General features: G+C 70.6%; 10 protein-coding genes. 4 read left to right on the top strand and 6 right to left on the bottom strand.

From position 1 onward, the window contains the following. Positions 1 to 70: 70 nt before the first annotated feature. Both KBX34_RS16015 and KBX34_RS16010 read right to left on the bottom strand, forming a co-directional pair. Positions 71 to 1,444, bottom strand: coding sequence for an endo-1,4-beta-xylanase (locus tag KBX34_RS16015; protein WP_210925625.1), 1,374 nt, complete (start codon positions 1,442 to 1,444; stop codon positions 71 to 73). 395 nt (positions 1,445 to 1,839) lie between these two features. Further along, positions 1,840 to 3,591, bottom strand: coding sequence for a family 43 glycosylhydrolase (locus KBX34_RS16010; protein ID WP_210925672.1), 1,752 nt, complete (start codon positions 3,589 to 3,591; stop codon positions 1,840 to 1,842). A gap of 740 nt (positions 3,592 to 4,331) precedes the next feature. Between KBX34_RS16010 and KBX34_RS16005 the strand changes: the two genes are divergently transcribed. The 3 genes from KBX34_RS16005 to KBX34_RS15995 all read left to right on the top strand — a co-directional run bounded on the left by KBX34_RS16005 (position 4,332) and on the right by KBX34_RS15995 (position 8,763). Continuing rightward, entirely contained in the window at positions 4,332 to 6,659 is a 2,328-nt protein-coding gene (locus KBX34_RS16005) for a beta-L-arabinofuranosidase domain-containing protein (RefSeq protein WP_210925623.1), read from the top strand. 172 nt (positions 6,660 to 6,831) lie between these two features. Further along, complete coding sequence (locus KBX34_RS16000; protein WP_210925621.1) at positions 6,832 to 7,770, top strand: superoxide dismutase; 939 nt, start codon at positions 6,832 to 6,834, stop codon at positions 7,768 to 7,770. A 129-nt stretch (positions 7,771 to 7,899) separates the two neighbouring features. Further along, positions 7,900 to 8,763 (top strand): endonuclease/exonuclease/phosphatase family protein, encoded by an 864-nt coding sequence (locus tag KBX34_RS15995; RefSeq protein ID WP_307871411.1) that lies wholly within the window; start codon positions 7,900 to 7,902, stop codon positions 8,761 to 8,763. A gap of 62 nt (positions 8,764 to 8,825) precedes the next feature. Here the strand turns inward: KBX34_RS15995 and KBX34_RS15990 are convergent, their stop codons facing one another. Together KBX34_RS15990 and KBX34_RS15985 are read right to left on the bottom strand one after the other, a co-directional pair. Further along, positions 8,826 to 9,710, bottom strand: coding sequence for an MHYT domain-containing protein (locus KBX34_RS15990; RefSeq protein ID WP_099853398.1), 885 nt, complete (start codon positions 9,708 to 9,710; stop codon positions 8,826 to 8,828). Positions 9,711 to 9,874: 164 nt separating this feature from the next. After that, positions 9,875 to 12,676: an RNA helicase gene (locus KBX34_RS15985; RefSeq protein ID WP_210925618.1), complete on the bottom strand. Its 2,802-nt coding sequence runs from the start codon at positions 12,674 to 12,676 to the stop codon at positions 9,875 to 9,877. An 86-nt stretch (positions 12,677 to 12,762) separates the two neighbouring features. On the opposite strand from KBX34_RS15985, the gene KBX34_RS15980 reads away from it, so the two are divergent. Then, on the top strand, positions 12,763 to 13,527 hold the full coding sequence (locus tag KBX34_RS15980; protein WP_088951735.1) for an HAD family hydrolase: 765 nt from the start codon (positions 12,763 to 12,765) through the stop codon (positions 13,525 to 13,527). 18 nt (positions 13,528 to 13,545) lie between these two features. On the opposite strand, the gene KBX34_RS15975 is transcribed toward KBX34_RS15980, so the two are convergent. Further along, the gene (locus tag KBX34_RS15975) at positions 13,546 to 13,944 is read right to left on the bottom strand and encodes a hypothetical protein (protein ID WP_210925616.1); all 399 of its coding nucleotides are present in this window, start codon (positions 13,942 to 13,944) and stop codon (positions 13,546 to 13,548) included. Continuing rightward, positions 13,941 to 14,249: a hypothetical protein gene (locus KBX34_RS15970; RefSeq protein WP_088948128.1), complete on the bottom strand. Its 309-nt coding sequence runs from the start codon at positions 14,247 to 14,249 to the stop codon at positions 13,941 to 13,943. Before KBX34_RS15970 ends, KBX34_RS15975 begins: the two co-directional genes overlap by 4 nt. Between the last annotated feature and the right edge of the window lie 52 nt (positions 14,250 to 14,301).

The following is a 14,301-nucleotide window of genomic DNA, read 5'->3' as shown; positions in this document are numbered from 1 at the left end:
CTGATGTCGGCCGGTGCGCAGGACCGTCGTGGTTCTCCGCACCGGCCGACGTCAGTCGGTCATCGTGTGTTCAGGAAGCGGTGCAGGTGGGCGTCAGGCCGGAGGCGCTGCCGTTGCCCTGGAAACCGAACTCGGTGACCTGGCCGGCACCCAACCGACCGTTGTAGTCCACGTTGGTGAACCGGACCGTGCCGGTGGTGCCGCTGGCCGTCGCACTCCAGGTGTTGGTGACACTCGCGCCACCGGGAAGCGCAACGCTGACGTTCCACCCGTTCGTCCCGGCGGAACCGGCGGTCACCTTCACGGTGGCCACGAACCCACCGGTCCACGAGTTGACCGACACCGACGCCGAGCAACCGTCCGGCGTCCCCGGCGGCGGGGTCGTGGGCGGCGGGTCGGTGGGCGGCGGGGTCGTCGGCGGCGGGTCCGTGGGGATGCCCGGGCCGGCGTTGAGGGCGTTCAGGACGGCCGTGTACGCGGCCTTCTTGTTGCCGTTGCAGTCGAACAGCAGGGCGTTGTCCGAACCCCGCCACGAGTCACAGTCGCGCACGCCCCAGGTGGTGATGCCGGTGCAGCGCGAGACAGCCAGGCAGGCGCGGGTGACCGAGCCGTAGATGCTGGCCTGGTTGCCGCCGGTCATCACGTCCAGCTCGGTGATCTGCACGTCCACACCGAGATCGGCGAAACGCTGCAGATTCGCCTGGTAGTCACCGGCCAACGACGTGCCCAGGTGCGACTGGAAACCCACACAATCGATCGGCACCCCACGGGACTTGAAGTCCCGCACCATGTTGTAGATGCCCGTCGACTTCGCGTTGATCCCATCGGTGTTGTAGTCGTTGTAACACAACTTCGCACCCGGATCCGCCGCCCGCGCCGCCCGGAACGCCGCCTCGATCCAGTCGTTACCGGTGCGCTGCAGGTTCGAATCACGACGCCCACCACTGCCACCGTCGGCGAACGCCTCGTTCACCACATCCCACGAATGGATCTTGCCCCGGAAATGCGTCGCCACCTGCGTCACATGGTTGATCGCCGCGTTCCGCAACGCGCTACCCGACATCCCCTGCGCCCAGCCCGGCTGCTGCTGATACCACAACAGCGCATGACCCCGCACGCTCATCCCGTTGGCCTGCGCATGACTGACCAGACGATCACCACCGCCATAGTTGAACTGGCCCTGCTGCGGCTCGGTGGCGTCCCACTTCATCTCGTTCTCGGCCACGACACTGTTGAACTCACGGTTCAGGATGGTCGCGTACGCACTGGTGGAGAGCTTGCCCGTCGCGACGGCCGCACCGAAATAGCGGCCCTTCTCCGCCGCCGCGGCCCGCAGGGTCGTGCCGGCGCTGGCCGCGGTGGTCATCGTCAGTGTCATTCCGGCTGCCAGGGCGCCGGCCACTGCGATGGTCACCGCCGCTCGCAGGGCTCGTTTGTGGTTCATGCGACTTCCTTCTCTGTGGTGGTTCAGCGATGGAGGTGCAGCGCCCGAATCTGCTCCCGCGAATGTCGGAGAGACCGGCGGCGGCGATGTCAGCGCCGACGCCAGTGCCGATTGCGGATTCGTCCCAACCACCGGCGGGACCGTGACGAGCGAGAGCCCGGTGGCCGTCACGGCGCCGTTGGTGGGAGCCCTGCCACGACGTCCGGCATGCCCTGGGCGGACGTCGTGTGCGGAGGTGCGACCGGCAGGCTCGCCCGGTGAGCCACAGGTGCGGCCGCCCTCACCCATCGACTGTGAGCGATAACATGCCGTTCGTCAAGCGTCGAGTGGTGCTCGCGCCGATCCCGCGCTGCGGCGGACTGCCGGAGCCGTACGGGCACGGCTCCGGCACCGCGTCACTGGAACGAGGCGTCGTCGACGAGGAGGCTGTCGGTGCCCGCCGCCGTCTCCACGTAGAACGTGGCCCCGGTCAGCGTGCCGCTCCACGAGACGGTCGCCGTGCCGGTGAGCTGGGTCCAGCCGTTGACGTTCACGTCCGCCGTCGGCGTCAGTTGAAGGTAGTTCGTCGTGCCGTTGGCGGTCAGCGCGATGGTCGCCTTCGCGGACGGTGTGCCGCTCTGCGCGCGTACCCAGACGCTCGTGGTGTAGCTCTTGCCGTTGGTGAGCTTCGAGGTCACGTCCTGGCTGGGGCCGTTCCACGCCGAGGTGCGCCCGGTGATCGACAGCGATCCGCCGCCGCCGTGCACGACCGAGGTGTTGGTGGAGAGCGTGCCGCTGCCGTTCACGCCCCAACCCGTCGTGCCGCTCTCGACGTTGCCGTTGGTCAGGACGTTCCCGCTGCCGCCGGTGCCACCGAACTGCCACCAGTTGAGGTTGAACAGGTTGCCGGTGCCGCCGGCGAAGCGAAGGTACAGGTCACGCGTGCCGGTCGCGCCGCTCACCGCGCAGGTGGTGGTGACCCAGGTCTGCCAGCCGCCGGTGCCACCCACGGTGCAGGTGCCGACGACCGGGCCGCTGGCACTGTCGAGCCGCACCTCGATCCGGCCGCCGCTGGTCGCCGAGGCGACCCGGGCGGTGAACGAGGTCGCGCCGCCGCCGAAGGCGACCCCCTTGACCTTCACGTGGTCGCCGTTCTCGATCCAGCCGACGTTCATGCCGCCCTCGCTGGACGGTTCCGTCTCGATGCCGGAACCCCAGGCGATCGTCTCGGCCTCCTGCCGCCCGTACGGATTCAGCGTGCCCACCTGCGGCGCCCCGGCGGTGCTCATGGTGATCGTCGGGATGGTGCCGTTGGAGTTGTAGCTGAACTTCTCCACCGCCACCGAGCGCGTGTAACCGCCGCCGCCGGGCAACGCCCCGTTGTGGTAGAAGAAGTACGAGCCGCCGTTGAAGTCGATGACACCGGCGTGGTTGGTGAAGCTGCTGCCCTGCCGAGGCATGATCGTCCCCCGGTACGTCCACGGTCCGGTCGGGCCCGGCGCGGTGGAGTAGGCGATGAACTCCGAGCAGCACTCGGCCGCGAACACGTTGTAGTACAACCCGTTGCGCTTGAAGACCCACGGTCCCTCCTCGTAGAGGGTGGGCCGACTCGCGTTGCCGGTCCGGGTGCCGAACCCCGCCGTGGTCAGCGTGATCCGGGTCGCGCTGCCGGAGTAGGAGATCATGTCCGAGTTCAGCTTCACGTACCACAGGCCCGGGTTGCCCCAGTACAGGTACGCCTGCCCGTCGTCGTCGATGAACACCGACGGGTCGATCTCGTTGTTGCCGACCAGAGGTCGACCGATGGCGTCCCGGAACGGCCCGGTCGGGCTGTCCGCCACCCCCACTCCGATGACCATCTGCCCGTTCGAGCGCTGGCGCACCGGCACGTACCAGTAGAACTTCCCGTTGCGGGCGATGACCTGCCCGGCCCACGCGTTGGCGTCCGCCCAGGCAAAGGTCGACAGGCTCATCGGCGACCCGTGGTCGGTCCAGTTGACCATGTCGGCGGACGACCAGACGCGCCACTCACGCATGGTGAAGTAGGTGGAGCCGTCCTCGTCGTGTCCGGTGTAGAGGTAAACCCGGCCGTTGTGCACCAGGGGTGCCGGGTCGGCAGTGTAGATGTGCTGGACGATGGGGTTGTCGGCCCTGGCCGTGTCGGGCACCAGTGCCAGCACGCAGACGATGCTCGCCAGCCAGGCGACGGCGCGTCGGGCGCGGCTGCCGGCGCCAGCTCTGGTGCGATCTTTCACCTTCACGATTTCTCCTACCGAATGCGCGGTGCGCGATGTCTGAATCGGCGGACTGCCGCCACCCGGCTGCCGATCGAGCGGGCGTTCGTTGTCGCCAGACCCAGCAGCACAAACGGGCATCCTGTTAGCGCTAACAGGTGATCGCCAACACCCCCCTTCCGCTGCCTCTGACCTGGGTTTTTGAACTGGCGTGAGACGACCGGCGCAACCTCGCCGTAACGCTGACGTATCAGCGTTGACATCCACGTTTTACGATGCACCGTACTGAGGGGTGCGGCGGGCGTCAACGGAGGGCAGGTCATCATGATCCGCCACCCGCCGATTCGGTCCATTCCGCCATAACCTCTATTTCGGACCCCGCCGGAGCCCTCAGGCCGTCGCCGAGGTGGGACACGACGCGACCAGTCGCCCGAGGCGCGAGTTCGGCACGACCGGATCGGACAGCAGGCGTCACGGGGGTTGCGGGCATGTTAACGACCAACTATGTTAGCGATCACATTGACGTGGAGCGATTACACCGGGCAGCACGTGGAAGTCCACAGCGGCAGCACCCCCACCCGCGACGGCCGCCGCCGGCGCGCCCAGCCCCGCCCGCCGTTGCGGTCGTCCACCACCAGACCCGTCCCGCTGTCACAAGTCCCTTTGGAGGTTCCATGCCACCCCTCAGCCGCCGACACCTGCTCCAGGCCGCCGGAGCCACAGTGGTGCTCTCCGCGACCGGCACCACTGTCGCCGCCGGCAGCGCGGCTGCGGCCGTGGTGCCACCGGTCCGGCCGGACATCGGCGTCTCGGCGTACCCGTTCGACCTCGGCCAGGTGCGGCTGACCAGCGGCCGCTGGATGGACAACCAGACACGGACGCTCAACTACCTGCGGTTCGTCGACGTCGACCGCATGCTCTACAACTTCCGCGCCAACCACCGGCTGTCCACCAACGGTGCCGCCACCAACGGCGGCTGGGACGCGCCGAACTTCCCCTTCCGGACCCACATGCAGGGGCACTTCCTGACCGCCTGGGCGTACGCGTACGCGGTGCTGGGCGACACCACCTGCCGGGACAAGGCGAATTACATGGTGGCCGAGCTGGCCAAGTGCCAGGCGAACAACGGGGCTGCCGGTTTCGGCGCGGGTTACCTCTCCGGTTTCCCCGAGTCCGACTTCACCGCGCTGGAGGCGCGGACGTTGTCCAACGGCAACGTGCCCTACTACTGCATCCACAAGACCCTCGCCGGGCTGCTCGACGTCTGGCGCTACACCGGCAACACGCAGGCCCGTACGGTGTTGCTGTCCCTCGCGGGCTGGGTCGACACCCGCACGGCCCGGCTCAGCTCCAGCCAGATGCAGTCGATGCTGGGCACCGAGTTCGGCGGCATGAACGACGTGCTCACCGACATCTACCAGCAGACCGGCGACACCCGGTGGCTCACCGCCGCCCAGCGCTTCGACCACGCCGCCGTGTTCAACCCCCTGGCCTCCAACCAGGACCAGCTCTCCGGCCTGCACGCCAACACCCAGGTCCCCAAGTGGGTGGGCGCCGCCCGGGAGTTCAAGGCCACCGGGACCACCCGTTACCGGGACATCGCCAGCAACGCGTGGAACATCACCGTCGGCGCACACTCCTACGTCATCGGCGGCAACAGCCAGGCCGAGCACTTCCGGGCGCCCAACGCGATCGCCGGGTACCTCAACAACGACACCTGCGAGCAGTGCAACACCTACAACATGCTCAAGCTGACCCGGGAGCTGTGGCTGCTCGACCCGAACCGGGCGGACTACTTCGACTTCTACGAGCGCGCGACGATCAACCACCTGATCGGCGGACAGAACCCGGCGGACAGCCACGGCCACATCACCTACTTCACCCCGTTGCGGCCGGGCGGGCGTCGAGGCGTGGGGCCGGCGTGGGGCGGCGGCACCTGGAGCACGGACTACAACTCGTTCTGGTGCTGCCAGGGCACCGGCCTGGAGATCAACACGAGGTTGATGGACTCCATCTACTTCCACAACGGCACGACGCTCACCGTGAACCTGTTCACGCCGTCGGTGCTGACCTGGTCGCAACGCGGGATCACGGTCACGCAGAGCACCAACTACCCGGTCAGTGACACCAGCACGCTGACCCTGTCCGGGTCGATGAGCGGCTCGTGGAGCATCCGGGTGCGGATCCCGTCCTGGACCAACGGCGCCACGATCGCCGTGAACGGCACGGTGCAGAACGTCGCCACCACACCGGGCAGCTACGCCACGGTCACCCGCACCTGGGCCGCCGGCGACACCATCACCGTGCGCCTGCCGATGCAGGTCGTCGTGCGGGCCGCCAACGACAACGCCAACGTCGCCGCGGTCACGTACGGCCCGTCGGTGCTGGCCGGCAACTACGGCAACACCGCCCTGAGCACCCTGCCGGCACTCACCGTCTCGTCGATCTCCCGGACCAGCACCACGGCACTCGCGTTCACCGCGAACGCCAACGGGTCCACTGTCAACCTGGCGCCCTTCCAGGACGCCCACGGATACAACTACACCGTCTACTGGAGCACCAGCGGCGGCGGCAGCACCGGCGGCAGCAGCCGCCTGGTCAACGTCGGCACCGGGCTGGTCCTCGGCGTCCAGAACATGTCCACCGCCGACGGCGGGCTGGCGGTGCAGTGGGGCGACAGCGGCACCGCCGACCACAACTGGATGATCGTGACCGACGGCAACGCGGTCCGGTTCCGCAACGTCAACAGCGGCAAGGTCCTCGGCGTGGAGAACATGTCCACGGCGGACAACGCCCGGGTCCTGCAATGGTCGGACAACGGCACCGCCGACCACCGGTGGATCCTGGTGGACAACGGCGACGGCACCTACAAGATCCGCAACGTCAACAGCAACAAGCTGCTCGGGATCCTGAACGGGTCGACCGCCTGGGGCGCGCAGGCCGTACAGGACTCGGACAACGGCAGCGCGGACAACCGGTGGCGGCTCGTACGCAACCCCTGAGATCCGCAGTTCGACGCGTCACCGGCGCGGCTCCTGAGGGCCGCCCCGGTGACGTCGGGCGTCGCACGCCGGGCGGGCGGACGGCAGCGGTCGTACAGTGGATCGGGTCCTGGCCCCAGTGATCGTGGCGGATGGGTCGGCTCGTGCCGCCTCGCCGCCCGGAAGGAGCACAGTGAACCGACCCCTCAGGGCCGCCCTCGGCGGCGCCCTGACCGCCGCCCTCCTGACCTCGGTCGCCGTCGCGCCCGCGCAGGCGCACCCCGGAGTGCGGCCACCCACCGTCCTCGCCCTACCCGACGGGTTCCAGCCCGAAGGCATCGCCACCGCAGGCCGGTACGCCTACCTCGGCTCCCGCGCGACGGGCGCCATCCAGCGCGTCGACCTGATCACCGGCCGGGGCACGACGATCGGCGCGCCCACCGGCACACCGTCGCTCGGCCTCAAGGTCGACGCACGCGGCCGGCTGTTCGTCTCCGGCGGCACGGCCGGCGACGCCCGCGTGCTCGACACCCGCACCGGCGAGGTGCTGGCCCGCTACCAGTTCGCCACCGCCCCGACGTTCGTCAACGACGTCGTCCTGACCCGCCACGCCGCGTACTTCACCGACTCCAACCGCCCGGTGCTCTACCGGCTGCCGCTCGGCCGCGGTGGCGCGCTGCCGCCCGCCGACGGCTTCACCACGATCGCGCTGACCGGCGCGTACGAGCAGGTCGGCACCGGCGTCAACCTCAACGGCATCACCACCACACCGGACGGCAAGGCGTTGATCGTCGTCCAGTCGACCACCGGCACGCTGTTCCGGGTCGACCCGGCGACCGGCGTGAGCACCGTCGTGGACGTGCCCGGCCACACCTTCACCAACGGCGACGGGCTGCTGCTGCTCGGCCGCACCCTCTACGTCGTGCAGAACCGCCTCAACCAGATCGCGGTGGTCACGCTCAACCACGCCGGCACCGCCGGAACGCTCACCACCACCATCACCGACGGAAACTTCGACGTCCCCACGACCGTCGCCAAGGCGCTCGGCCGGCTCTATCTGCCCAACGCCCGCTTCACCACCCCACCGACCCCGACCACGCCGTACACGGTCGTCGCGGTCCGCGCGCGCTGACCAGCCCGATGGGGGTACGCGCCGCGCGTGCCCCCATCGGCAACCCGCGCGGGGTGATGCCGCGGCCGGCCGCGAGTACGATCACGGGCACCGCGGCGACGACCGTCGCCTCCCCCACCCGGAGTGCGCGTGGCCAATCGTCTGCACCGGTTCCCGCGCCGAGCCCTGGCCGTGGGCCTCCTGATCGTCGCCGCCGGGCTGCCGGCCGGGCCGACGGTGACCAGCTCCACGGAAACCATCAGACCCACGGTCCTGCGGATGCTCCAGCTGAACCTCTGCAACAGTGGCCGCGCCGGCTGCTACACCGGCCGGTCCGTCGCCGTCGCCTCCGACGTGATCAGGGCCGAGGCCCCCGACGTGGTCACCCTGAACGAGATCTGCGACGACGACGTGCCCGCCCTGCGGCGCGTGTTCGAGACCGTCCACCCGGGTCGCAGCGTCGTGGCCGCGTTCCAGGCCGCCGGCGACCGGCCCAGCGGCGCCGACACCAGGTGTCGCAACGGTCAGCCGTACGGCATCGGGCTGCTGGCCCACGTCCGGACGCCGGACACCCCGCGCGTCGTGTACAGCGGCATCCACCCGACGCAGGACCTCGCGGACCCGGAGGAGCGGGCCTGGCTCTGCGTCGACGTCGACGGCGCCCTGCTCGCCTGCACCACGCACCTGGCCAACACCAGTTACCGTGTCGCGCTCGCCCAGTGCGGCCACCTGCTCGACACGATCCTGCCGACGATCCGTGGAGGCACCGGCTCCGGGCCCGCCGTGCTCGGTGGTGACCTCAATCTGCGGGCCGACGCCGACCCCGACGTGCGCTCCTGTGCGCCGCCGGGCCTCTCCCGGGTCGACGACGGCGCACTACAACACATCGTGGCGACGACCGGCATCACCCTCTGTTGCCGCAGGTCGGTGACCATGCGCGGGACCACCGACCACCCAGGGCTGCTGGCCACCGTCGTCATCGACGGCAGCCGGCCCGGGCGCCCGCCGACGTGAGCCGCTGGCGGCCTGTCCGCCCGCCGACGTGAGCCGCCGGCGACCTGTCCGCCCGCCGCGGGTCAGCGGGGCGGAGTGTCCCGACGGGACGGGAACGGGGTGCCGGGCTGGCCGAGGGTGGAGCGGGCGCGCAGACCGACCGGGTCCGGGGCGGCGACCGGCGTCGCCGCGGCCGGTTCCGCGACCCGACGCCCGTCCAGGTACGCCGCGGCGGCCCGGTCGTCGTCGGTCGGGGCGGCGAGCAGGGCGTAGAGCAGACCGACCACCCCGAAGATCACCGCCAGCATGATCGGCACCAGAAGGGTGCTCACCCCGGCGCCGGTCACCTCACCCGCCCGTTCGTGGCGGTGCACCGACAGGGCGCTCATCCCGGTGAAGTGCATCCCGTTCACGGCGACACCCATGACCAGCGCGGAGGCGAAGATCGCCAACCCGCGGCGGACCGTCATCGCGAGCCACAGCGCGACGGTGGACGCCACGACGGCGATGACCACGGAGAGCACGACCCGGACGGTGTCGTAGTCGAGGCTGCCGTTGAGCCGCATCGCCGCCATGCCCGTGTAGTGCATGGACGCCACACCGGCACCGGTGAAGATGCCGCCAGCGATCAGTCGCACCGCGTTCAACCGGCCGGTGCCCACGATGGCCAGGCCGATCCCGACCGCCACCACCGCGATCGCCGTGCTGGCCACGGTCAGCGGCACGTCGTAGCGGATCCGGGTGTTCTCGACGGCGAACCCGAGCATGGCCATGAAGTGCATCGCCCAGATGGCGGTGCCGCCCAGTGCCCAGGCCGACAGCAGACCCCACCAGGCCCGCTGGCCGTTCGTCTGCGCCCTGCGGATTCGCCCGGCGCAGACCAGACCGAGGATCGAGCCGAGCACGGACAGCGCGTAGCTCAGCGCGGGCGTGATCCACCCGTACTCAAAGTGATTGATCTCCGCCACGGCGGTTTCTCCCCATTTGTTAGCGGCGCGTCAACAAGGCGCTCCGGCAATGATCAGGGGTGCCGTGATCAGGCGCAACAGCGCCCCCCGGGCTATCCGGGGGGTGCTGTCACGGTGACCGTCCGATGCGTCGATTCGACACCGATGGTGATCGAATGTGGTGATCAGGCCGAGGTGTGGTACGCCAGGACACCCCGGTTGATCGCCGCGATCGCCTGCCGTGCCGTGGAACGCAGCTCCGGGGAGGCGCCGCCGGAATCGGCGAGTTGACCGAGGAGGTCGACCACCTGTCGCGCCCACCGGACGAAGTCACCGGCGGGCATCTCGCCGTCGATCTCGTGACCGCTGCCGAGCACCTTGGCCAGCACCTCACCCCGGGCCCACCGGTAGACCGGCCAGGCGAAGCCGAGATCAGGCTCCCGGGTCGCGTTCAGCCCGCGCGCCGCCTCGTCGGCCTCGATCTCTCCCCACAGCTTCAACGTCTCGTCGACCGCGTCGGCCACCGGGCCGCGCGGCAGCGACGCCCGCTCGTCGACGTCGCGGCGCGCCTCGAAGACCACCACGGACACCGCGGCGGCCAACTCGGCCGGGGACAGGCCGTTCCACACTCCCCGGCGCAGGCACTCGGCGACCAGCAGGTCCGCCTCGGTCCAGATCCGGCCGAGCATCCGCCCCGCGTCGGTGACCGCGCCGTCGCGAGCGAGGTAGCCACGGTCGGTCAACAGCGCGACGATCCGGTCGAAGGTGCGGGCGAGGGACCCGGTACGCCCGGAGACGCGCTCGCGCAGTTCCTCGGTGTCGCGCTCCAGCCGCCGACGCCGTTCCGCCCAGCGGGCGTGGTCCTCCCGCTCCGGGCAGGCGTGGCACGGGTGGTTACGCAGCTCGGTGCGGAGCTGGGTGATCTGGTGGTCCTCCCCGGACACCTGTCGGGAACGGCCACCCCGTCGGCCGCCGTGCCGGTCCAGACCGGTGCCGCTGACCTCGGCGGCGAGATCCCGCCGAGCACCCGGTGAACGGTGGTTGAAGTGCTTGGGCACCCGGATCCGGGCCAGCACCTCGGCGGGGGTGGTGAAGTCGCCGGGGCTTACCCGTCCGGCCCAGCGGTCCTGGGTGAGCACCAACGGCCGGGGCTCACCGAACCCACCGGTCGCCGGGTCCAGCACGACGGCCAGCCCGGCCCGACGGCCCGACGGCACCCGGATCACGTCGCCGACGCGCAGCCGCTCCAGCGACGCCACCGCGGCGGCCTTGCGCTGGGTCTGCCCCTGCCGGGCGATAGCCTTCTCCCGATCGGCGATCGCCACCCGCAGCGCGAAGTACTCGTCGAAGTCGCCGTGGTGGCAGGCGGCCTCCGCGCCGTACGCCTCGATCGTCTCGGTGTTGCGCTGCACCTGCCGGGCCAGACCCACCACCGACCGGTCCGCCTGGAACTGGGCGAACGAGGACTCCAGCAGCGCCCGGGCCGGCTCCGCGCCGACAGTGCCGACCAGGTTCACCGCCATGTTGTACGAGGGCCGGAAGCTGGAGCGCAGCGGGTAGGTGCGGGTGGACGCGAGCCCGGCCACCTGCCGTGGGTCGGTCTCCGGGGACCACACCACGACGGCGTGCCCCTCCACGTCGATGCCCCGGCGACCGGCGCGCCCGGTGAGCTGCGTGTATTCCCCCGGGGTCAGGTCGACGTGCGCCTCGCCGTTGTACTTGACCAGCCGTTCCAGGACCACGCAGCGGGCCGGCATGTTGATGCCCAGCGCCAGGGTCTCGGTGGCGAAGACCGCCTTGACCAGGCCGCGGACGAACAACTCCTCGACGATCTCCTTGAACACCGGCAGCATGCCGGCGTGGTGGGCGGCGAGGCCGCGCTCCAGGCCGTCGAGCCACTCCCAGTAGCCCAGCACCGTCAGGTCCTCGCCGGGGATGGCGGTGACCCGGGACTCGACCACCTGGCGGATCTCGGCCCGCTCGTCCGCCGAGGTCAGCCGCAGCCCGGCGGCGAGGCACTGCTGCACCGCGGCGGCGCAGCCGGCACGACTGAAGATGAACAGGATCGCCGGCAGCAGACCCTCCCGGTCCAGTCGGTCGACGATGTCCGGGCGCATCGGGCCACGCCAGCGCGGGCCGCGCCGACCCGCGCCGGGCCCCGCGCTGCGCCCCTCGCCCAGATCCAGCCGCCGCACGGTCTCCCGGGTGTAGCGCAGCAACTCCGGGTGCACGTCGTGTTTGCGGGCGGCGTCGGCGTCGTGGAACAGGTCGAACATCCGCTTGCCGACCAGCATGTGCTGCCACAACGGCACCGGCCGGTGCTCGCTGACCACCACCGCGGTCTCGCCGCGCACGGTGACCAGCCAGTCGGCGAACTCCTCGGCGTTGGAGACCGTCGCCGACAACGAGACCAGGGTGACAGACTCGGGAAGGTGGATGATCACCTCTTCCCACACCCCGCCACGGAACCGGTCGGCCAGGTAGTGCACCTCGTCCATCACCACGTACGCCAGCCCCTGCAGCGTGCTGGAGCCCGCGTAGAGCATGTTGCGCAGCACCTCGGTGGTCATCACCACCACCGGCGCGTCGCCGTTGATCGCGTTGTCACCGGTCAGCAGACCGACCTGCTCGGCGCCGTACCGGGCGACCAGGTCGTGGTACTTCTGGTTGGACAGCGCCTTGATCGGCGTGGTGTAGAAGCACTTGCGCCGGGGCGGCGGGGTCCCCGTGTCGTCGGCGGTCACGGGGTCGTCGGGCCGCCCGCGCAACGCCAGGTGGACGGCGAACTCGCCGACCACCGTCTTGCCGGCGCCGGTGGGTGCGCAGACCAGCACACCGCTGCCCCGCTCCAGCGACTGACACGCCTCACGCTGAAAGTCGTCGAGGTCGAACCCCAGGTCAAGGGCGAACTCGTCCAGCGCGGGGAACTGTGAGGCCTGCGCGGCCCGGCGGCGCGCCGCTGCGTAACGCTCGGCGGGACTCGACATGACACCAAGATTAGTGCGTGCCGGGACACGACACCCCACAAGGCCGTCCGGAGGTGCCGTCGGCGGCGGTCGGTAGGGTGCACGGCGTGCCGGACCATGCCGAACCGACCCAGACTCCTTCGCCGGGCAACGAGGCCGCCGCCCCCCGGGCGTCCCGACGGCCCGTGAAGGCGGTGCTCTTCGACTTCCACGGCACCCTGGCCCAGGTGGAGGAGCCCCGGCAGTGGGTGCTGGAGGCCGCGGCGGCGTGCGGGGTCACCCTGGATCGGGTCCGGGCCACCTCGCTGGCCGACCGGCTCCTCACCGCCGGGCGTGCCGGAGGGCCCCTGCCGGCGCGGGTGCCACCACGGTTGGCCGAGCTGTGGGCCGACCGGGACCTCTACCAACACGCCCACCGGGGCGCGTACACCGGGCTGGCCGAGACGGTCGACGCGGGCATCGAGGGTTTCGCCGACGCGCTCTACGAGCGGCTGCTGACCGCCGAGGGCTGGCTGCCGTACGCGGACACCGCGCCAACGCTGACCGCGTTGCGCGACGCCGGGGTGCCGGTCGCCGTGGTCAGCAACATCGGCTTCGACCTGCGGCCGCACTTCGACACGTGGGGTTTGACCGACCTGGTCGGCGCGTTCGTGCTCTCCTACGAGGTGGGGCGCTGCAAGCCCGACCCGGCGATCTTCTGGCGCGCCTGCGGGATGCTCGGTGTCGACCCGGAACAGACGCTGATGGTCGGTGACACACCAGCCGACGCGGGCGCGGTGACCGCCGGCTGCGCGGCGCTGGTGCTCCCGGCCGCCGAACCCGGTCGGGAGAACGGGCTGGGCGCCGTCCTCGATCTCGCCCTGCCGGCCTGACCTCCGGTTTCCGTGCCGTCAGCTGGGAATGTGGATCACTGGTAGCTCGCCGTCGCCGTACCGGTCCTCAGCGGTCAGGATCGAGGCGTCGTGTTCGAGGACGGCCAGCGCTGTGGTGGCCAGATCGGCACGGCCCGTCACCGTGCGCCAGAAGCTGAGTTCGTGCCAGGAGCGCCCCTCGGTGGAGAGCACCTCGCAAGCGTCCAGGTTCAGCAGGCGGTGCAGGGTCGCTCGTTCCTTCGGGTCGGTGACGATCGCCAGGGCCTCCGCCGCGGTCACGGCGGTGACGCCGAACCTGTTGCGGTCCTGGATGACCTCGTGCAGCGGCTCCCCCACATGCACCGACCCCGCCAGGTACGCCAGCAGTGCCGACCGGTCCAGCACGAGCCGGACCGGGCGGTCGTCCTCGGGGCTCACGCGGCCGGTTGTTCGGGCGTTCCGGCGGCGGCGTCCAGCGCGTGCTGGCGGACCCGCTCGCGAAGGGCGCTGCGGCGCTCCGGGGACCAGTCGGCCTCCACGGCGGCCCGGCGGGCGCGCGCCTCGGCCACGCCCTGCTCGGTTATCGGGATGCCCTGGTGGGCCAGCTCCGCGTCCAGGGCGTCCAGCCGCATCCGGTCACGGACGGCCTGGGTGATGTACGCGCTCGCGTTGGTTTCGCGCTCCAGGCGCTCCGCCACGTCGGGTGGCACGGAGATGGACAGTTTCCTCATCGCGCTGGTCATACCAGCGACCGTACGCCGGTAGCACCACGTTGGCGACCGCTTACGGCCGTGT

Origin of the sequence: Micromonospora sp. M61 (assembly GCF_018070245.1) — a bacterium.
Taxonomy (GTDB): Bacteria; Actinomycetota; Actinomycetes; order Mycobacteriales; family Micromonosporaceae; genus Micromonospora; species Micromonospora zamorensis.
Note: the sequence above shows the minus strand (reverse complement) of the source record. Positions and strands in the feature narration are given on the sequence as shown.